15 protein-coding genes and 1 pseudogene are annotated in these 19978 nt (G+C 57.0%); 5 read left to right on the top strand and 11 right to left on the bottom strand.

What is annotated here, in order from left to right; all coding sequences use genetic code 11:
- The first annotated feature begins 312 nt into the window (after nucleotides 1-312).
- Both VKV18_RS00780 and VKV18_RS00785 read left to right on the top strand, forming a co-directional pair.
- Complete coding sequence (locus tag VKV18_RS00780) at nucleotides 313-501, top strand: hypothetical protein (RefSeq protein ID WP_324202323.1); 189 nt, start codon at nucleotides 313-315, stop codon at nucleotides 499-501.
- 159 nt (nucleotides 502-660) lie between these two features.
- Nucleotides 661-2055: a deoxyribodipyrimidine photo-lyase gene (locus tag VKV18_RS00785; RefSeq protein WP_324202324.1), complete on the top strand. Its 1395-nt coding sequence runs from the start codon at nucleotides 661-663 to the stop codon at nucleotides 2053-2055.
- Nucleotides 2056-2210: 155 nt separating this feature from the next.
- Here the strand turns inward: VKV18_RS00785 and VKV18_RS00790 are convergent, their stop codons facing one another.
- The 9 genes from VKV18_RS00790 to VKV18_RS00830 form a co-directional block, all read right to left on the bottom strand.
- Nucleotides 2211-5522, bottom strand: a complete 3312-nt coding sequence (locus VKV18_RS00790) for an efflux RND transporter permease subunit (protein WP_324202325.1) — start codon at nucleotides 5520-5522, stop codon at nucleotides 2211-2213.
- Complete coding sequence (locus VKV18_RS00795) at nucleotides 5519-5821, bottom strand: hypothetical protein (RefSeq protein ID WP_324202326.1); 303 nt, start codon at nucleotides 5819-5821, stop codon at nucleotides 5519-5521. Before VKV18_RS00795 ends, VKV18_RS00790 begins: the two co-directional genes overlap by 4 nt.
- A 9-nt stretch (nucleotides 5822-5830) precedes the next feature.
- Entirely contained in the window at nucleotides 5831-7486 is a 1656-nt protein-coding gene (locus tag VKV18_RS00800) for an efflux RND transporter periplasmic adaptor subunit (RefSeq protein WP_324202327.1), read from the bottom strand.
- Between the two features lie 108 nt (nucleotides 7487-7594).
- A complete protein-coding gene (locus VKV18_RS00805; RefSeq protein ID WP_324202328.1) occupies nucleotides 7595-8062 on the bottom strand; it encodes a hypothetical protein in 468 nt (155 codons plus the stop codon).
- A gap of 205 nt (nucleotides 8063-8267) precedes the next feature.
- On the bottom strand, nucleotides 8268-8744 hold the full coding sequence (locus tag VKV18_RS00810; RefSeq protein ID WP_324202329.1) for a YkgJ family cysteine cluster protein: 477 nt from the start codon (nucleotides 8742-8744) through the stop codon (nucleotides 8268-8270).
- Nucleotides 8735-11440, bottom strand: a complete 2706-nt coding sequence (locus VKV18_RS00815; protein WP_324202330.1) for a tetratricopeptide repeat protein — start codon at nucleotides 11438-11440, stop codon at nucleotides 8735-8737. The genes VKV18_RS00810 and VKV18_RS00815 overlap by 10 nt, the downstream gene beginning before the upstream one ends.
- Nucleotides 11441-11443: 3 nt before the next feature.
- The gene (locus tag VKV18_RS00820; RefSeq protein ID WP_324202331.1) at nucleotides 11444-12895 is read right to left on the bottom strand and encodes a SpoVR family protein; all 1452 of its coding nucleotides are present in this window, start codon (nucleotides 12893-12895) and stop codon (nucleotides 11444-11446) included.
- Between the two features lie 136 nt (nucleotides 12896-13031).
- Entirely contained in the window at nucleotides 13032-14807 is a 1776-nt protein-coding gene (locus tag VKV18_RS00825) for a GAF domain-containing protein (RefSeq protein ID WP_324202332.1), read from the bottom strand.
- 57 nt (nucleotides 14808-14864) lie between these two features.
- Complete coding sequence (locus tag VKV18_RS00830) at nucleotides 14865-15446, bottom strand: ANTAR domain-containing response regulator (protein WP_324202333.1); 582 nt, start codon at nucleotides 15444-15446, stop codon at nucleotides 14865-14867.
- A 536-nt stretch (nucleotides 15447-15982) separates the two neighbouring features.
- On the opposite strand from VKV18_RS00830, the gene VKV18_RS00835 reads away from it, so the two are divergent.
- The 3 genes from VKV18_RS00835 to VKV18_RS00845 are packed head-to-tail and all read left to right on the top strand — an operon-like array spanning nucleotide 15983 to nucleotide 18618.
- On the top strand, nucleotides 15983-16951 hold the full coding sequence (locus VKV18_RS00835) for a hypothetical protein (protein WP_324202334.1): 969 nt from the start codon (nucleotides 15983-15985) through the stop codon (nucleotides 16949-16951).
- A gap of 57 nt (nucleotides 16952-17008) precedes the next feature.
- Nucleotides 17009-17821 carry a PhzF family phenazine biosynthesis protein gene (locus VKV18_RS00840; protein WP_324202335.1) on the top strand — a complete coding sequence of 271 codons (813 nt, stop codon included), beginning with the start codon at nucleotides 17009-17011 and terminating at the stop codon, nucleotides 17819-17821.
- Between the two features lie 2 nt (nucleotides 17822-17823).
- On the top strand, nucleotides 17824-18618 hold the full coding sequence (locus VKV18_RS00845) for a sugar phosphate isomerase/epimerase family protein (protein WP_324202336.1): 795 nt from the start codon (nucleotides 17824-17826) through the stop codon (nucleotides 18616-18618).
- 99 nt (nucleotides 18619-18717) lie between these two features.
- Here VKV18_RS00845 and VKV18_RS00850 read toward each other — a convergent pair whose 3' ends face one another.
- Together VKV18_RS00850 and VKV18_RS00855 are read right to left on the bottom strand one after the other, a co-directional pair.
- On the bottom strand, nucleotides 18718-19560 hold the full coding sequence (locus VKV18_RS00850) for a DUF1559 domain-containing protein (protein ID WP_324202337.1): 843 nt from the start codon (nucleotides 19558-19560) through the stop codon (nucleotides 18718-18720).
- Between the two features lie 15 nt (nucleotides 19561-19575).
- A pseudogene (locus VKV18_RS00855) lies at nucleotides 19576-19978 on the bottom strand (hypothetical protein); the annotation flags it as partial.

A 19978-nucleotide genomic window follows, 5' to 3' on the forward strand; every position in this document is an offset into this window, starting at 1 on the left:
CTTCAGGCCCCCCCACTCCCCTCCCCCTATCAGGGAGAGGGGCACCTCGCGGTGGGCGTCCTCGCGGACGGCGCCTTTGCGGCCTGTGTCGTTCCCTTAATCGCCTCTTTCTCTAGCCGCTACATCGCCGTGCGCTAGCACCTCCCGAATCGGGGGAAAGGACGGGATAGGGGGCGAGCAAGATAAGCTCACTTCGCTGACTTGCTCTAGAACCGCGAGATTGGCAGTCTCTGCAGCCCCACCCTATCGGTAGGGACTGAAACTTAAGATTTCTCGCCTTCGGCTCGAAATGACAGTTGTATTCGGCTTGAAATGACAGTTGTTTATCTCGTCTGTGGCACGAAAGGTCAGTCGCCTTCGGCTCTTCAGGCCCCCCCACTCCCCTCCCCCTATCAGGGAGAGGGGCACCTCGCGGTGGGCGTCCTCGCGGACGGCGCCTTTGCGGCCTGTGTCGTTCCCTTAATCGCCTATCTCTCTGGCCGCTGCATCGCCGTGCGCTAGCACCTCCCGAATCGGGGAAAAGGACGGGATAGGGGGCGAGCAAGGGAGGCTTGCTTTAGGAATTGGCTCTAGAGCTGCAAACCTAACACTCTCCGGTCCAACGAAGAGATACCCAACCTTAAAGCGTATTACTGATAAATGATGTGATGGGGTATTTCGATGCCTACCACACCGATTCGCACGGGATTAGTCTGGTTTCGTAGCGGTCTTCGCCTTCACGATAACACCTGTCTGCTTGCAGCCCTTCAAGAAAACGAGCAGGTCTATGCACTCTATGTTCTCGACGACACTTACCTGCGCGGGCCCGACATCGGCGCCGCCCGTGTGGCCTTTCTCTTCGATGCCCTTCACAAACTGCAGGCCGACATCGAATCCCACGGTGGGCAGCTGATCGTGCGCCGCGTAAAGGAGGCCCCGCAAATAGAGGTCATCGCCGTGGCAAAAGAGGTGGGGGCGCGTGCCATCTATCTGAATCGAGACTACCTGCCTTATCCGCTGCAACGCGACCGGCACGCCAAAGCGCTGGCCGAGGCCGAAGGCATCGCCTTTAAAACCTATCCCGATATCCTGCTTGTAGAGCCGGAGCGCATAAAAACAGAAACCGGCCAGCCCTATCAGGTGTTCACGCCTTTTAAACGTCGGTGGGAAAACCTCGTGAACGTGCCGGAGCGCTACCCGGTCGAACGGCTCTTAGGCCGTCTGCGTGTAACCTACCGTGCCCGCAGTGCGCCGATTCCCACGCTGTCAGAGTACGGTCTTACGCTTCGCCAACAGATCGAGCCGGCCGGAGAGCAGCGTGCCCTGCAGCGCCTCGAAGCGTTTGCCCGTAACGGGTTGCCTTACTACCATCAAAGACGCGATTTCGCTGCCGATCCCGACTCCACTTCCCGCCTCTCGATGCATATCAAGTGGGGAACCATCTCCATTCGTGAGTGCTATCGCACAGCCCGAAAGGTGGGCGGACCGGGGGCACAGAAGTGGATAGATGAGCTGGCCTGGCGCGAGTTTTATCATGCCGTACTCTACTACTTCCCTCATGCGCTTAAAGGCCCCATGCACCCGGAATACGATAGGTTGCCCTGGAGCGAGAACGAAGCGCATTTTGAGGCCTGGAAAGCGGGGATGACCGGCTACCCCTTTGTGGATGCCGGCATGCGCCAGCTGAACCAAACCGGCTGGATGCACAACCGGTTACGGCAGGTGGTGGCCTCCTATCTCTGCAAAGACCTGCTCATCCACTGGCAAAAAGGCGAGCGCTACTTTATGCAGATGCTTGTGGATGGCGACTGGCCGGCAAACAATGGAGGATGGCAATGGGTTGCCGGCACAGGCACCGACCCGAGGCGCGCTACCCGCATCTTCAATCCGGTGCTTCAACAAGAGCGCTACGACCCACAGATGGAGTACATCCGACAGTGGGTTCCGGAGTTCGGCAGCGCTCACTATCCTGCAAAGCCCATCGTTCCTCATGAAGAGGGGCGCCAAAGGTTTCTGAACGCTTTTAAGGCAACGATGGGCAAGGCGCAGGACGACGACATCGGCAAGCTTTTTTGAAAGAACGCAACCCGCCTAAAAACGTTACATGCCAGAATAGAAGACAGACATACTATGAGGGCGACACCTACTACGGCGACACGACCGAAAAGTAGCGCAAAAGATGTGCCCTATCGAGCATCGGAGACTTGCTTGCAGTCCCCGATGCTCTTTTCTCATCGCTCCTCTGCATGCCACTCCCAATCTCGCCCAAAATAGATGCGATGCGTCCAACGCACAAGGTCATCCACGAAGGTATGCATCAGAGGAATGACAAACAGGCTTAGGAACGTCCCCGCAAGCAGCCCGCCAACGATCGTGGTTCCCAGAGGCTGATAGGCATCCAAGCCGGTTTTTGGTGCCAGCGCCACCGGCAACATTACGGCCAGCTCAATAAGCGCCGTCATGAGAATAGGACGAAGACGCTCCACCCCTCCATCAATCACGGCCTGCTCGCGTGGAACCCCCCGATCTCTGTAACGCATGATGCTGTCTATCATCAAAACCGCCGTGGTGATGTCCATCCCACTCAGCACGATAATCCCCAAAATGGAGACCGTGGAGAACGCCTGGTGCGCCAGCCATAAGGCCACAAACACCCCGCTCAGTTCAAGCGGTATTGAGGCGACCATCTGCAAGGGCTGTAGAAAGCCACGAAACTGCGCCACAAGCACGAAGTACATTAGGACTAGGGAGATTAGCAGCCCATACAGAAGGCGACGGAAGCTATCCATCATCTGAGTCATGTCGCCTCTTACCTCGATGCCGTAACCGGGAGGGAAGTTCAACTTTTCCATCGCTCGCATCATCACTTCCATGGTGAGATCCATCGAGGGCGGCCCTCCTTTACGATAGAACCCCGTAATGCCGATGACCCTCCGCAAATTGTCGTGCTCTATGGCCGTAGGCGCCGAGCGATAGAGAATCTGGGCCACGCTTTCGAGAGGCACCTGCTTCCCATCGGGCGTTGAGAGGTAAAGTTCGGCCAGATCGCGCGGGGTCGCCCGATCCTGCGAGTCGTAACGAACCAAAATCGTGTCTTGACGCAGATTATCAGGCAGGTAGTAGAAGCTGCTGGTAAGCCCGCCATGAAGGGCATAGTAGGCCTGTTCCGCTACATTTTGGGGTGAGAGACCTAGCGCAGCCGCTCTTGCCGGGTCTACCCTCACCTCATAGTCGGGCACCCCCATCGTCCAGGTAAGCGCGGGCTGCGCAAGGCCGGGAGTTTTTTGCGCGATGGCGAGGGCCTGCTTACCCAGTTGATAAAGCACATGTAGGTTCGGCCCGTAGAGGTTGATGTGAATGGGAGCGTCCGCTGTGGCCATAACATCCGATCCCATCTCCTTTATCTGAAGCCGTCGAATGCCGGGAATGGTGTTCATCGCCTCCTTCTGAACAGCATCTATAATCTGCCAAATGGTGCGTTTCCGCGCATCTTTGTCGCTAAAGGTGAGCATAAGGGCAGCTCCGTCAGCCTGCGGCATCTGGTAACCGGTGAAATAAGGGTTCCAACTCTCGAACATGCTTTCGGTTCCGATCTCAATAGAGGCCTTTTGCAGTTCCGGATATTTCAGAAGTATCTGCTCCAAGCGATGAACCGCCTTCTCTGTGGCTTGAAAGGAGGTTCCCGGCTGCATCTCTAAAAAGCCCACGGCTTGGCCGGTATCGGCCAAAGGCATCATCTCGGAACCGATGAAGTTGTAGAAAGTAAAACCCACAATAACCACAAGCCCCACACGCACGAACGCCCAAAACCGATTCGCAAGTTGGCGCCTTAAGGCCCTTGCATAGGCCCCTTCCAGTCGGCCAAGCCATCTTTGGCAGAAGCATGAAAACGAATGCAGAAGCGGTGGAGTTCTGTCGGTCGCCTCCCCAACAGGGGAACGGAGCATTTTCGCGCAGAGCACGGCGGTAAGGGTGAAAGAGACCATCATGGAGGCAAGAAGGGCAAAGATAAGCGGCCAGACCAGCTCCACAAACATCAATTGCGTAATGCCTCCACAAAACAACAGGGGCAGCAAGGCGATAAGAATCATAAGGGTAGAGGCCAGAACGGCCAGACGAACCTCCGCAATGCCCTCGATGGTGGCCTCACGCGGGGAAAGCCCCTTCTGCAGATAGCGCTCCACAGAGTGAATGTCAATGATGGTATCGTCCACAAGCCGACCGATGGCAATAAGCAGCCCGATGAGCGTGCCGCTATTGAAGGTCATGTGCATGGGAATAAGCATCAGCACCGCGATGGCCAGGGAGGTGGGAATGGTGATGAGCGCGATGAGGGTGCCGCGCCATTCGCCCAAAAAGATCACAATAACGATCGCCGTAAGCACCACCGCCACGGCCAGCTCCTCCCACACGTTATGGAACAGAATGCCGACGAAATGGGCGTTATCGTAGGCCGTATGGAAGTGCACTCCAGGATATTCGCGCTCTAACTGCGTAAGCACTTTCCGCACCTGCGGCACCACGGTGTAGGAACTGGCGGCCGGGTTCTGAATGACCGAAACCTCGATGGCGGGCATTACCCGCCCCGACTTGCCCGGCGCGTGATCGAGATACTCATAGGCCGACCGTCGCTCCCAGTAGGTGTCTACTACACGGGCTACGTCGCGAACGTAGACGGTGCGCGGAGGGCTTTGGCTATTCGGCTTGTCAGCGGCCATGCCCGTAATCGGGTAGTTCAAGACATCTTGCGCGCTGCGTGCCAACGAATTAACCCGAACAATGCTCTCCTGATCTCCCTGCGTAAGCACCCCGCCCGGTTGGCTCTGGTTGTAGCGGTCTATCGCATCGCGCACATCGAGGATGGAGAGGCCGTAGGCAGCAAGCTTATTTCGGTTCACGATGACCTGTAGCTGACGCCGGTAGCCGCCGAAGACCACCACAGAATCGACGTCGGGCACCTGCTTTATCCGTGCGATCACCACGTTGTCGGCAAACTGGCGCAGCTTTTGCGGCGTCCAACCGCTATTCGGATCGCCGGTAAGGGCGAGAGAGAGAATCGGCAGGTTCAGAGGGTCTACCGGTATCACGAAGGAGGGTTTAAGGTTAGCGGTGGTTGGCGGCAAAAAGGCGTTGGCTACGTTTAATAGCTCCTGCACCTTTGTGCGCGCCTTTTGAATGTCCACCCCGTAGTTGAACTCCAAAATAACGATGGAGAAGCCATCCTGTGAGACGCTTCGGATGTAGTGCAGATCGCCTATCTGCACCATCTGCTCCTCAATAGGTTTGCTAACGTAGGTCTCCATCTCCTGGGCAGAGAGACCCGGCATCATAGTGACGATTCCAAGCATGGGGCTGGGCACATAGGGCGCAAAGCGCCGCGGGATGACAAAAGCCACGGCAAAAACAGCGCACAGCACCACCGCCACATAGAAGGCGATCACCACGGCGGCATGGTCTATCGCCCAGGCGTGGATGAGATGCAATGGGTTACGCCGTGGTACACCTGATGCGCCTGAAGGGCGTATGGAGGGATCGGTGCTCATGGCCGACCTCCTTCCCCCGATGGCATCGCCATTCCCGGCATCGCATGAGAAGACGTGCCAACCGGGGCATTCAAGGCGCGATTCACTTGGGCCGCTGTTGGCAAAGCGACCGGGCCTTCAGGCCCCCACGGCACCGGCACCACCGGATCGCCCTCATGCAGCGACCGATATCCCTCGTAGATCACCTGTTCGCCGCTCTGAATTCCGCTTAGAATTTGGGTATACCGTTCGCCGGTACCACCCAACGTTACCGGAACAAGATGGGCTTTCCACTGTCCTCCAATGGCCTCACGGACCAATGGCCAGCCTCATATAGGGCATCTCCCCGGATGATCAAGCTGTACTTGGGGATGCATGGTGCAGGTATAGACGATGCGCTGAGGGCGTCCTCGTCGCATAACCCACACGGCCGGCGTGGCCTTCGTCGCAAGAACGGGGCTGGTAGGTTGAGGCTGGTAGACGATGGCCGAGGAGGGCACGATGAGGGCGCGGGCGCTTTTGGCATAGACCACCTGCAGCGTGAGATAGTCACCGGGGTGCAGGCGACCGTTCGGGTTGGCAACTAAAGCCTCTACAATAACGGTATGGGCGACCGGATCGGCGCTTGGAAAGATGGCCGATACGCGAGAGCGGTAGACGAGCGGATGGGGCCCGCCGGTGCGGACGAGCACAGGGTCGCCGACATGCAGCCGGGTGGCATCCTCCTGAGCCACTTGGGCCTGTACTCGAATAGGGTCTATCTGATCCACCATCAGGATGGTCTGTCCGGGCTGCACGAGCGTGCCGGGGCTAACTAAGCGTTGCGTAACCACGCCATCGCAATCGGCCCGAATGGCCGTGTAGCCCAAGACCACCTGTGCCGTTTGAAGTTGCGCCTTCGCTTGGGCTAAGGCGGCCTCTTGACGAACGACCGCCTGTTGGGCGGCATCACGCGCCGATTTTGCGGAGGATACACCCTGTTGCGCCTGCTGCACCTGGGCTTGAGCGGCCTGCAGGGCCGCCTGCTTTTGGGCGATCAGCGTTTCGTCCTGCTGCAGCCCGATCTGCACCTGAGACTGCTGCGCCTTGGCCGCACGAATGGCGGCTTCGGTGCTTTGCAAGCGGCTTGCCGCGGAGGCGACCTCGGCGGTTGCGTTCTGCAGCTGCACCGCATCCTGCTGCGCCTGCTGTTGGGAGAGAAACCCTTTCGCCAGCAGATCGTCATCGCGTTGCTTCTGCCGGGTCCAGTAAGTCAGGTTCGTTTTGGCGGCGGCAAGGCGTCCTTGCGCTTCATCACGCTGCGCCAGAGCGCTATCGAGGTTGGCCTCTGCGATTTTGGCCTCTTCGTGGTGTGCCATGAGGTCTTGTTGGGCTACCGTTAGATCGGCCTGAGCCTCTTTTTCCTGTGCTTGCGCTTGTTTCACCTGAGCTTGGGCTTGTTGGTAAGCCGCCTTGGCCTGCCGATACTGCGCCTGGGCCTCCAACACGGCGTGTTCGGCCTCCGCCACAGCCGCCTCTTCGGTGGCCACTTTGGTGCGCAACTCGGCTGTATCGAGCCGCGCCAAAACCTGGCCTTTATGAACCGGCATGTTGGGGTAAAACGGCATCCATTCCAGAACGCCGGTCACGCGAGGGTTGATCGCCTCTTCCTGATAGGCCACGGCATTAGCGGCGTAGCGCACGGAGGCGTTGAAGGGTGCGCAGTGCGCTGTAAAGACGGCCACCGGTGCCGCCCCCTCCGGTGCGTGCATTGCCGACATATCCATGGCTTGCGCCTCGATGACACTCATGTGCCCCGGCGGCGTATGTTTCGTCACAACCCATCGGGCGAGCAGGAGCGCACCCAACAGCAAGAGTGTGCCCAGCAATCCGGCAGCCAGTTGGCGTAGCGTTAAGTGAGGGCGCAGACCGATTCGGTGCATCCGGTAGGCCGTATAGGCTGTAAATAGGATAGCCCCGATAAGCAGCCACAAAGATAGCTTCATTTCTCTTTCCTCTTTCTAGTGCAGAAGATAGTGTTTACTGCCTTTTCAACCCTATGAGGCAATGAAAAGACTCAACGGGTCTTCAGAGGCAGAACCGTAGGTAGTAGGCTAGAAAGAGGTAGGAGGGGCGCGATTAGGAGGGGGACGCAGAAAACGCCATAGGGAGAAGAAGGAGGTTTGAGGAAACGCAAGGTAGCTGAGGATAGCGGGCGCAAGCGCGAAGCGACTGACAGGAACGTAGTTTGCAACCTGTTGCGGTGCGGTGCGAAGGAGAATTACCGCATGCGAACGTTTTTGCAGAACCTGCACACAGCGTTGTGCCCCTAGGGCGGGTGCCGGCCTTGTGGAGGGATTCGACGGGTTCGTTAGCACACGGCTACAGCGGGGGCAACGTGCCATGAGATGCCCGCAGCAGCAGGGCGATTCCGTTAAGGACGACGCCTTTAGCACGCAGTGGGGAGCGCAGGGGGTTCCGTCGGTGCATTGCCAAGAGGCAACCGCCGGCAGGGCCGGTGTTAAAGCGAACACCAAGCCTAAAAACAGGCACAGCTTTTTGAAAACGGCGTTAGCCCGCATGGGTTCCTCTTAACGCAAAAGCCGCATACCGACTTTGTCTATATTATACATGCAGCCTTGCTAAAAGCGTTCCTGCGGTCGGCAGTCTTTCATCATACGCGGATACAGCAAATGCCTGGAATAGTCCACTTCTCTATGAAGAAACGTATTTTGTACCAGGCTGTCATTCCTAAATTTTATTTGAGCAAGCATTAAACCGTCGTTCCTATTCCTCACTTAAGTGCCCCTCCAACAACGGGGCGAGTTGCTCCCACTCCTCAAAAGAGCGGCGCTCGGTTTGCGCGTAGGCCTCCAAAATCTCAAGGGCAGCCGAGCGCGGCATCGGGTGCTCTACCTTGTGAATGGGACACGGCAGCCACTCCACATGCCCCATAAGCCGACACACCAACGGGCGCACCGGATAGATGGTACAGAAACGGGTATCCCTATCCAAAAAACGACAGAGGGTTACCTCAATGCCGTCGCCGAGCGCCTGTTGTTTTGGCTGTCTGAGCTTCTGTTCAAACACCTCGCGCTCCGATGCACTCATCTGCGCCACATAGCCACGTATGGCCTCCCACTCCTCGCGCGAGGCACGTGTGCCCGCCGCACAGCGGAGACTACACTGGGTGCAGCCGTTGCATACCTCAAGCCGAATGAGGCTCTCCAAACGTGCGGCTAACGAACGATTGTCTACCGACATGCGGCCTCGTTCTCCTCTAAAGCGTAGGCAATGGCCTCCTCAAGGCTCAACGCCTCCCCATCACGATAGTAGCGTGTAAAGAGAGCCTCTCCCAAGGCCTCCTCGGTCTGTCTCAGATGCGCCTCATAGTCGCGCTTTTCAGAGGGGGTAAGGGGCGAGCCATGAGAAAATGTCTTTTTCGCGGCAGCGAAGAGACGCGCCGCCCTCTCGTACCGACCCGAAGCCGCTTCCAACTCGGCAAAAGCCAGTAGAGACCATCCAAATCCGTGCTTGTCGCCGATCTGGCGCCGCAAAAGAAGGCTCTCCTGGGCAAAGGCGCGTGCCTTGACTAGGTCGCCTTGTTTACGGGCATAGATTCCCAGGTTGTTGATGGCCGAGGCAAGCGCGTGCTGATTGGACAAACGCTCCCATGCCCTCCTAACCTCCCAAGTGATCGCCTCGGCCTTGACATAGTTGCCCTCCTCCTGAGCCACGGTGGCCAGATAGCCCAAGTACGCCGCTTTCAACTCCTGATCGTCCGATTGGCGGCTTATCTCATAGGCTTCCTCCAGCAGCACCCGCGCCTTTTCAATTTGATCGAGATAGATTAGTGCCGCCCCGTAGTTGGCCAAAGCGGTTGCGGTATAGGAAGCATGTTGAAGCGCTCGAGCTTCCGCGACAGCTTTCTCAAAGTAGGTCGGCATCTCGATAGAGTTGCCCGCAGCCCAGCACTGTGCCCCCGCGCTGAGATAGGCCCTGTAGCGCTCGCCGGAAGGCGGTGCCTCCTTCGCATGGTCTAGCGCCGCTTTTAGGTAGGTTAAACTCTCACTCAAGTACCCACGCACGAGCCAGAAACGTTGCAAAGCGTTGACCAATCGCAACTCATCGGCCACGTTCTTCTGCTGAACGCACCATGCAAGCGCAGCGCGAAAGTTGGCGTGTTCGGCCTCAAACTGCGAGAGTGTTTCCGCCGTGCGTTCATCGTAAAGCCCATCTAAATGGGACAGCGCAAAATGTAGAAACCACTCCCTATGCCGGTCGCGTAAACGCTCCATCTCGGACAGGGCGATAAACTTCTCCCAAGCGTATTCGCGGAGGGTCTCCAACATGCGGAATCGTGTGGCACGCTCTGAGGCGTCGCATATCAGTAACGATTTGGCCACCAAAGAGTTCAAAAGCTCCCAAGTTTGGGGATTGTCATCCACGATCTGCGTGATGGCCTCGAACGTCGCCCCTCCCTCAAAAACGGCTAACCGACAAAAAAGCAACTTTTCCTGCTCGTCGAGCAGTTCATAGCTCCAGTCAATGAGGGCGCGAAGCGTCTGCTGGCGCGGTAAAGCCACACGACTGCCACGGCTGAGGAGATGTAAACGCTGCTGAATGCGCTCTGCGAGATGAGCGACGGAGAGAATGTTGAGACGTGCCGCGGCCAGCTCAAGGGCGAGAGGAATGCCATCCACCTGCTGACAAATAGAGACGACATGAGCAGCGTTTGAGGGCTGAAGGTGAAAGTCGGGCCGAACCCGCCAGGCCAATTCCACAAAGAGGCGCACCGCATCGTATCGAAGCAGCCGATCGAACGACACGTCCGCATCCTCCGGCAGAGAGAGCGGAGAGAGAGGGTAAACCTGCTCTTCGGTAAGACCCAGAGGCTGACGGCTCGTGGCTAAAAAAACGACTTGGGGACAATGGGCGAGAATCCATGAGACCGCCTCCAAGGCGGCGGTGCTGCCCTCAGCACATTTCCCCTCCGTGCCGGCGGTGAGGAGGTGCTCGCAGTTATCTAAAATCACCAGCAGGCGTAAGGGGCGGAGGTAGTCGCACAACACATCTTGAAGTCGCCTGTCTGCCTCCTCTTGGATGCCGAACACACGCGCGATGGCATGGAGCACAAGTTCGGGCGTTTTGAGCGTTGCCAGCTCCACAAGCCACACGCCGTCCGAAAAATCGTCTAGCAAACCGGCCCCCACCTGTAAGGAAAGGCGCGTTTTGCCCACGCCGCCCGGCCCTATCAACGTAAGTAAGCGGCAAGAGGACTGCGGAAGGGGTCGAAGTCGCCGTTGAATCTCCTCCAGCTCGCGCTCGCGCCCTATGAAGGAGGTAAGCTGGACAGGCAGATTCGTCTTTTGCGCTCCCAACGAGGCCAAAGGGGGAAACTGCGCAGGCAAGCGCGGATGGCAAAGTTGGAACAACGGTTCCGGCTGGCCTAGGTCCTTCAGGCGATGCAGCCCCAAATCTTGCAGGCTCACCCCGTCGGGCAAGGGAGACCCCTGCAAACGCTCTTGTATCGCGTGGGTCAGGAGAATCTGTTCGCCGAAAGCCAGCGACACAAGCAGCGCTCCCCGCGAAAGGCACGCGCCGATAAACAGCTTATTTTGACAATACACCGTGCCCCAATGCAAAGCCATCCGCACGCGGATGGGCAACAATGGGGCTGTATCGCTCGATTCGGTAAAGCGTTTCGCGTTTTCTACAAAGGCGATTTGGGCTTCTAGGGCGGCGTTTACGGCCTGAAGCGGATGTTCAAAAGCAGCCCGAAACGAATCGCCCTCACGCAATAACACATGGCCCTGGTGACGCTCGATGACCTCGTTTAAAACCGCGTCGTGCCAGGCCAGGCTACGCTCCATCGCAGTGGGGTGCTGCTCCCAAAGCGCACTGCTTTTCTCTATATCGGTGAAGAGAAAAGCTAAATGGCAATAACCTTCACTCTCCATGCCCTAAGCCGGCTCTTCGATAATTTCCTTCCCGTCCCAACTGATCATCTCCTCCCCATTCGGCCCGGTCTGAATATGCACCGGTCGTTTCCAAATTTGGTAGATGTAGCGGAGTGTTCGGCGCGCATAGTCTTTATCGAGCGGTTTGCCGTCATAGTGGTGTTTCAGGAGCAGTTCACCACGCCGCTGGTAGTCTCCATCCTCCACGGTAATCACGGGAATGCCAAAATTGGTCATACTGTCCAGCAGAGTATCGCGAACCTTGCGCCAGTCCGTTTCCTGAACCACCCACACGAGTTCCCCGTTGATCTCCTCTTGTTTATAGGTGTAGAGGTCTAAGCGTTTGACAAGCCCCTCGGTGAGATATTTCCGCAGGAAAGAGGTGTCGCACTCAAGCTGGCGCACCTCAAATATCTTCTTGAGACCTTCGCCTTGAGGACGTGGCAGGGGTTCGTCTCGCCAATCCGTTTCCGGATAGTCGGGGTCTGGCTCGCCGTTCCAGCGTCGCTCGATGTCCTTAAAAATAGTATAGCCCACATAGTACGGGTTCAGCGACATACGCGAACCGGGCGACAGCACCGCAGAGTGCATGCGGCGAAACTCAAAATGCTCCTCTGGAGTGAGATCGATCTCGGAAAGGATTCGTTCATGCCAGTAGGAAGCCCATCCCTCGTTCATGATTTTGGTGCGCATTTGGGGAACAAAGTAGAGCATCTCCTCACGGATCATGCTCAAAATATCGCGCTGCCACCGCTCAAGTTCCGGCGCATAGTCGCGAAGGAAGCCGAGCAAATCATAATCAGGTTCGGGAGGAATACGTCGAGCAGGAGCAGGCTCGGGCTGAAGCGATCGCTCCTCACCAATAACCCACAGATCGTCGAATTCGGTGGCATGCCGCGTAGGGTGACGTCGCTCCTGTTCATACTCTTCTGGAGTTTTACGATGGAAAGGCGCCGTGGCATGAATGTCAAAGTGATACTCAATGGAGAGCACCGCATCCAGAAACTCCTCCACCACCAACGGGCCGTACTCTTCTTCATAGCGACGTATGCGGTTTGAGTGCAAGCGCACCTTCTCGATCATCTTGCGATCGGTCTGTTCAAAGTAGACGTTGTTCTTAAAAAAGTCGTTGTGGCCGAGCACGTGGGCCACAACAAACTTATGGGCGAGCATGGAGTTGCTCTCTAATAAAAAGGCTTGGCAGGGATCGGTGTTGAAGACGATCTCATAGATTTTGGCCATGCCATACTCGTACATGGTTTTTTGAATATGGTAGTCACGGCCAAAAGTCCAGTGCGAAAAACGAGCCGGCAGCCCATAGCTTCCAAGTTCATAGATAACGTGGTCGGGCACCACTTCAAAATGCACCGGATAGAAATCCAGTCCAAGCTCCGCCGCTTTCTGGGTAATGATATCTATCCATTTTTCCAGCTCGGCACGCTCTGCGCGATCCATAGACGTTTCCCTTTCTCCTCACAAGGGCAAAGCTGTTGAGTAGCCTATGTCCTTATGTATCCCTACGCAAAAAAGGATATTATCATTTTCGGAAGTTCAATAGCCCACTTTGCATCTTTTCTGCCATACAACCCAACTAGCGCGGCACGCGCACGGTAGCAATAATCCCTTGCCCATCGGGAGCGTTCTCAAGATTGAAGGTGCCATTGAGGTCACCCCGCACCAAGGTCTCCACAATGGAGAGACCAAGGCTGTCCTCCGCCCGAATACTGAAGCCAGGCGGAAGCGGCTCGCCATCGTTTGTAACGCGTAGCAGCAGACAGTCGGGCTGCTCCTGCAACAAAATCTCAATGCGCCCCTCGTGGATGTTCTTAAAGCCGTGCTCCACCGCATTTTGAACAAGCTCATTGAGCACGAGGGCCATGGAGGTGGCCTTGTTCAACGGCAGCAGAAAATCGTCGCCTTCCACTTGAGAGTGGATGATCTTGCCCGGTGGCACCACGCTCTGTTTGGTGGCATTAAGGATGGACTCGGCCACCTTCTTGATGCTTACCGTGTCGAGATCGCGAGAGAGCAGTTCGTGCACACTGGAGATGGCGAGGATGCGAGAGAGCGTGTCGTTGAGAGCGTCCTCCACGGTGGTGTATTTGGAGTAGCGCATTTCCAGGCGAACGAGGCTGGCGATCTGCTGCAGGTTGTTTTTTACACGATGGTGCATCTCCTGGATGACGGCGGAGCGCACAAGCAGCTTGGCATGTTCCACCGCGAGGGCTGCCTGTGTGGCCAGCGCCTGAAGAATGGCCAACTCCTCCTTTGTAAAAACATGCTCTTTGGCCGTATAGCAGTTGAGGACGCCGATAACGTTGCCCTGCAGCATCATCGGCACGCTGGCCAAGGAGACAACACCCGCCTTTTGCGCGATCTCCGGCGAGGCATAGTCGGGACTTTGTTGTACATTCAGCACGGTAAGAATGCGTTTTTCGGCCACGGCCTTCCCGGCAATGCTCTCGCCCACCTTCAGGTTCGGTTTGCCGATATACTCCTGATTCTCCGCCTGCGTCGCCTTGATCACCAGCTCATTACGGGCGGTATCTAGGAGCATCACCGTGCATATTTTGTAGCCCATGGTGCGGGCCACCATATTCACGAAAAGATGAAGCAGCTCCTCCAGGTAGACGTTAGAGGTTATCGCCTGGCTGACTTCGGACAGCGAATGCAGTTGAACGGCATGGCGTTCCAGTTGCCGAAATCGGCGCGACCTCTCGATGGCTCCGGCCACCTGGTTTGCAATGCCCGAAAGGAGACGCACCTGGTTGCGCGTGTACTCTCGCGGGCGGCGCGTGCGCACGTTGATAACGCCCAATATCTCGCCACGCGTGACAAGAGGCACCGAAAGCATGGATTGAAACTCGCCTTCGTGCATTTCGGGGAAAAGCTTAAAGCGATGGTCTTTGTAGGCATCTTTACTGACGAGAACGGGTTTGCGCTCACGGGCGACCCAACCGGTGATGCCCTCTCCCATTTTGAGGCGTATCTTCCCCACCAGATCGCGCAGGCTCTCGTCGGCCGCCCGCAACACCAACTCCTGCCGATCTGGGTCGAACAGGTAGACCTGGCACGAATCGGTTCCGGTGATGCGGGTGGCGATATCGGCCGTGACCTTAAGCATCTCCTCAAGGTCGAACGCGGAACCGGTTGCCTCCCCTACCCGTCGCAGGGCATCGGCCTCCTCTTTTTTCTCTTCTAGCTCCGCACGCAGCTGTTCGATAAGCAGGTGCGCCTCACGCAATTGACGGTCCCGACGATCTAACTCCTCCTGCAAGAGGGTTACATCCGGGTCGTCGCTGCGTCGCAGCGCGGCAAACAGCCGGCGCGAGCGAGGCGTACGCAGCCGATAGGCTCTTTCGCGCATCAGGGCCTCCCTCCCTACATTTTCGATACGCAGCGATGACAGCAGAGGTTCATCGCGCTAAATGTTGTGGGCAATGATGATGGCCTCGGCGATCTCGCGCATGGATTTACGCGTGTTCATGCTCTGCACCTGGATGCGTCGAAAGGCCTCCTGCTCCTTCAAGCCATACTGATCCATAAGAATGCCTTTGGCGCGGTCTACCACCTTGCGCGTCTCCAGCTTCTCCTCCAAACTTGCCGCCTGCTCCTCGATCTTCTGGTAGGCCTCCCAACGGGCCACGGCCACCTCGATCTGCGGCATGAGATCGGCCTGTTTAAACGGTTTGACGAGATAGGAGTAGACACCGGCATCCTTCGCGCGATTTACGAGGTCAATTTGGCTATAGGCCGTTAGCAGAAGCACCGGCGCTATCTTCTCCTCCGTAATGACCCGTGCAGCATCTATGCCGTCCATTTCCGGCATCTTGATGTCGAGAATTACCACATCCGGCTTGAGGTTGCGGACGAGTTCCAGGGCGCGCACACCGTCGCCCGCCTCGCCTACCACCTCATAGCCGCTATCTTCCAGCATCTTTTTGAGGTCGAGCCGAATGATCGGCTCATCGTCGGCTATCACAATACGTAGTTTGCTTTCGCTCATAGGTCGCTCCTTCTAAAAGGATAATGAGGCCTTCAGGCCTAAACTAGGTTGAGAGTGGGTGCAGAAACAGGAGATGCCCAACGTCCTCCGCTCCTTAAAGGCGTTCCTTTGCCTATCCTGTAGACCTGTGGGGGTAGTGCGCACAAAGGGAAGGGAGGGGCGTAGGCCGGTAAAAGGGTTTGTGTTTCTAGATGCCTCTGCGCTGAGGAATCTAAACTGTCGGCAACGGCACGAACCATCAAAAATCAAAGGAGGCGGTCTATGCGATCAGAGCGCTCCTCAAACCGAAAAACATCGGTCTCTACTCTTATTATACCTCAATCCACCTCGATCTTAGTGAATGCAGAGGAAAGCTGCAGAGACTATCGCCAAAAGAGACTTGACGTATTTGATGGAGCATTCTATAATATAGAAAAAGCTATCGAGCCATACGCTTCTGAAAGCCGTCACGCCTGCCCGTCAGGTCAAGAACGATGGCGTTAATCGCTCAGGCGCCTCGCAAGCGATGAGCACGAGATCTCTTGTTGGAGCTTTCCTTGTCTAAGGCATCCGACGCAACCCAACTTTCTTCCGACAACGGCGTCCTTCCAACGTTGTCTCAAGAGGAAGAACGGCCGCAGCCTCTCCCTCCTCAAAAGGGAACGGGGCTTGTCCTGTTAAGTGGCCTGGGGCTTATCGGCCTCTATCTGCTCACCGCCTACTTGCCGGGCACGGAGTTCTATATTCTGCTTTCTACCCTACTGGCCCTGCCGTTAACCCTTCTGTTCGCCATCGGCCTTGTAAGTGCCTTGGCCTCGCCGAAAGCCCTTCTCATCAACAGCGTGCTCTCTTTCGCGCTCTTCCTTCCGTTACCTCTGCTCGGTGTTCTTAATACCCTTATCCCGCTTCCTAAATGGGTTTTTTTGGCCGTTGTTCCAAACCTCCTGCTTTCCCGTTTTGTGCCAGGGGCCGGCACGCTGCTGCTCATCTGGTGCGCCTGCTGCGTGGGCCACTGGCTGTCGCGCCTCGTGCGCGAGCGCAAGATGCTGCTGCCTATCTCCGTTGCGCTCGCTCTCGTGGATGTTTTCACCGTGTTTGGCGGTGGTGTCGTAACCCAAGCCACCCATGCGCCGAAAGGGCATGCCGTTCTCCAAAAAACAGCCATGGCCACGCTCACGGCAAAACTTCCCACCTCGGCTCGCGGTGCCGCCCCTATGCAACTCGCCGTTGGGTTTGCCGACTTCCTTTTTGTGGCGTTCTTTTTCGCCTGTTTCCAGCGACTCGGCATGAGCCTTCGTGCCTATCGTGCCACCATCATCGCCTTGCTCGTGGTGCTTACGGGTTATTTGGCCTTCGTTTTCCTGTTTTCAACCGATCTGCCTGCGCTGGTTCCCATCGCGGTGGTGGTCATCGCTGTCAACTGGCGTGCCTTTCGTTATAGCCGAAGCGAGCGTTTCGCTTTGCTCTATGCCGGCTTGGCCCTCGTTGTGTTTTTAGGCCTCGCCATCTACTTTCTGCACAAATAGAGAACACAAGGACGATTCAACGCACTGCACTGCCTTCAGCTGCCCATGGAGGAGAGAATGCCAAAAGAGATAACCTATGTAAACCTCTTTTCCGATCGCCCCTTCAAGGGGGATCGGGTTGCCGTGTGTCCTTTAGAGAAGTCGCCTTTAACTCCCTGGATGCAAACGGTGGCGACGGAACTAAACAGTCCTATAACGGCATTTTGCTATCAACCGGCCGGTGCAACGAACAGGCATCTTCGCTGTTTTACGCCCCTAACCCTCATGCCCTCCTGTACGCACGGCGCTTTGGCCGCAGCCCATCTGTTAGCGGATGCACGGCAGAAATCGGTGTTCCATACAGAGAATGAGGAGCTGGAGGTGCAGGTCGAAAACGGCTGGTTGGAGATGGAACTGCCGGCCCGAAAAACCGAACCGGCTCCCGCCCCACCCGCGTTGCATGTGGGGCTTGGTGTCGTGCCGATCTTTGTTGGCAAGAACAACCGAGATTATCTTGTTGCTCTATCTTCCGAGGCGGTGCTACGCGCCTTGCAGCCGGATTTTAACCTCTTGCGCGACCTCGATGCCGAGCGCATTGTGCTTACGGCGCGCGCGGAAACCAACGGATACGACTACGTTTGCCGGGCTTTTGCGCCCCACTGCAGCGAGACGGAGGAGTGTATCTCGGCGGATGCGCATGCCCTCTTGGCCCCGTTTTGGGCACAGAGGCGAAACACAAAAAGCTTGGCGGCCCTCCACGCCTCCAAACGGGAGGGCACCGTGCGCGTGCAGATGCTGCGTGATCGCATTCGGCTCTCTCTGCGCGCGGTTATCACCATGCAGGTACGACTATGTGATCAAGGGTTAGAGGAGTTGGAAGGAGAACAATAGTCATGCGATTTGGTGTATGTGCTGGGGTGGATGCCGCTCCGATCCTGGCGGAGGCGGGCTACGACTACATCGAGCTTTCCGTTGCTGCCGACCTTGCGCCGGAAACGGACGATAGCACATGGTCAGCCCACCGGCATCGAATCGAGCAGATGCCTCTGCCGGTTGAGGCGTTCAACTCGTTTGTGCGTTCGGGCAAAATTGTAGGGCCGGAGGCGGATTTCGAGCGGTTGCGCCGCTATGTGAACACCGCACTCGAACGAGCCGCCCGATTAGGGGCGGAGATCATCGTCTTTGGAAGCGGGGGCGCGCGCCATATCCCCAACGGGTTCGACCGCGCGGTCGCACGGCAGCAGATATTGGACTTCCTCCATCTCTGCGCCGACGCTTCGGAACGTACCGGCGTAAAGGTGGCCATTGAGCCGCTGAACAGGCGTGAGTGCAACGTTCTTAACCTCGTTTCCGAGGGCGCAGCGTATGCCCGGGAGGTCGCTCGGCCGGGGGTGGGCGTTCTTGCCGACACGTTTCACATGGAGTGCGAGTCGGAACCGCTCGATGCTATTCTCGCGGCTGCCGACATTCTGTTGCACGTACATACCGCCGACACGCACCGGTATGCGCCGGGGACGGGTTCCTACGACTACGAGGCTCTATTCCGTACCCTCTACCAATGCGGCTACAACAGGCGTCTTTCCATTGAGTGCGACTTTCAAGGGAAGCTGGCGACTTTGGCCGCCCCGGCCCTATCTCGTCTAAAGGCCGCTTATGCGGCGGCCTATCAGGGGAACGCACAGACTTAGGGAACTCTCCTTACTACTCGACGGTGCTGCGCTCAAGACCAGTACTGGGGTCTCCAGAAAATCGCAAGATTTTCTGGGGCAGGGCGCCTTTCCTCTTAATCAACGGTACTCCGGCGGAATCTGGCTCACGTTCTTGCAAGAGTCTTCGGGGTCGGGATAGACGTCCGTCCACAGATGTTGCATGCAGGTGGCGGCGAGTTTTAGGCGCTTGGCGTGCCCGTCGGCAAAGAGAAAGTTGATCGCCCCGTTGTGCGACTGAAAGGCCCCCAGGCCACCACGACCATCGGGGGCTGTCAAGGTGAGAAACCAGTTCCCAAGATCGGGATAGTTATAGCGCGATTCGATCACCCAAAGGAGTTGTGCCGGGGCGCTTATCTCGGCGAGGTATCGGGGGCGCACACGCGGCTCGCCGTACCAACAAGGCGGGACGGCCTCATGAAAGAAAGCCCCATTGTAGGCATACGAGGCAGGGAGCCATTGTGAACGAGGGTAGGCCCAGTTCGATTCGTCGCCCATAGTGCCGTTGAAACCGCCTTGGTACCAGGCGTAGGCGTTGGAAGGGCAGTCAAAAACCTGCAGATTTTTGATGTAAGGAGCGATCTCCCGTTTCCAGTTGATCGAACTGCCCTCAAGCTGATCGGACGGGTTCCAAAGTGGGGACGGCGCCATACACCCGCTTAAGGGATGGGTGGCGTCTGGAAGGCGGCTCATGGGGTAGGTCTCATCATAATCTTGTAGATAGAGCAGAAGCGCGGTGCCAATCTGCTTTTCGTTGGAAAGACAGCTTAGGCCCCGGGCGGCCTCGCGCGCCCGGGCAAATACCGGAAAGAGCAACGCTGCTAATAGCCCAATAATTGCCAGAACCACCAGCAGCTCGATAAGCGTAAAACCTTTCAACCGCCTAAAGCAAGGCGGGCCGCTATATGCAGTTTGTTGGTTCATTGTTGGTTCTCCTCGTTACCATTGGCCGACCAACCAACGTGAGAAGGCACGGTCAAGATCACGCGCGTTATGGATGGCAACACCGGTATATGTTGCTAGCTTTTGTAGCCCAGCTTTATGGTCGGCACCTTGCTGCAGCACCAATCCATCCTGGCAGATGGCGATGAGACCGTAGTGGGGGTCGCTTAAGGCGCCTTCGGCAAAAAGCGGGTAAACATCGTTGGGCATAGGCCAATCGTTACGAGCGTAGCCGAGCACGATGTATTGAACCGGCGCCCCCGTGAAAAGGGTTTTGTATTCGCTCGGCACCGGCGGCCATCGGTAGTAGCTGGTTTGCGTCTGCTGTTCCAGTGCTTGGGGCGTGCCGCCCCAGCTTAAGTGAGTAAAGGGATTAGGGAAGGTATAGAGATAGGGTCTA

Source organism: Chthonomonas sp. (assembly GCF_035294505.1).
GTDB lineage: Bacteria > Armatimonadota > Chthonomonadetes > Chthonomonadales > Chthonomonadaceae > Chthonomonas.

Coding starts and splice junctions, on each gene's coding strand:
- VKV18_RS00780 (WP_324202323.1), top strand. CDS start 313: ATGACAGTTGTTTATCTCGTCTGTGGCACGAAAGGTCAGTCGCCTTCG.
- VKV18_RS00785 (WP_324202324.1), top strand. CDS start 661: ATGCCTACCACACCGATTCGCACGGGATTAGTCTGGTTTCGTAGCGGT.
- VKV18_RS00790 (WP_324202325.1), bottom strand. CDS start 5,522: ATGAGCACCGATCCCTCCATACGCCCTTCAGGCGCATCAGGTGTACCA.
- VKV18_RS00800 (WP_324202327.1), bottom strand. CDS start 7,486: ATGAAGCTATCTTTGTGGCTGCTTATCGGGGCTATCCTATTTACAGCC.
- VKV18_RS00805 (WP_324202328.1), bottom strand. CDS start 8,062: ATGCGGGCTAACGCCGTTTTCAAAAAGCTGTGCCTGTTTTTAGGCTTG.
- VKV18_RS00810 (WP_324202329.1), bottom strand. CDS start 8,744: ATGTCGGTAGACAATCGTTCGTTAGCCGCACGTTTGGAGAGCCTCATT.
- VKV18_RS00815 (WP_324202330.1), bottom strand. CDS start 11,440: ATGGAGAGTGAAGGTTATTGCCATTTAGCTTTTCTCTTCACCGATATA.
- VKV18_RS00820 (WP_324202331.1), bottom strand. CDS start 12,895: ATGGATCGCGCAGAGCGTGCCGAGCTGGAAAAATGGATAGATATCATT.
- VKV18_RS00825 (WP_324202332.1), bottom strand. CDS start 14,807: ATGCGCGAAAGAGCCTATCGGCTGCGTACGCCTCGCTCGCGCCGGCTG.
- VKV18_RS00830 (WP_324202333.1), bottom strand. CDS start 15,446: ATGAGCGAAAGCAAACTACGTATTGTGATAGCCGACGATGAGCCGATC.
- VKV18_RS00840 (WP_324202335.1), top strand. CDS start 17,009: ATGCCAAAAGAGATAACCTATGTAAACCTCTTTTCCGATCGCCCCTTC.
- VKV18_RS00845 (WP_324202336.1), top strand. CDS start 17,824: ATGCGATTTGGTGTATGTGCTGGGGTGGATGCCGCTCCGATCCTGGCG.
- VKV18_RS00850 (WP_324202337.1), bottom strand. CDS start 19,560: ATGAACCAACAAACTGCATATAGCGGCCCGCCTTGCTTTAGGCGGTTG.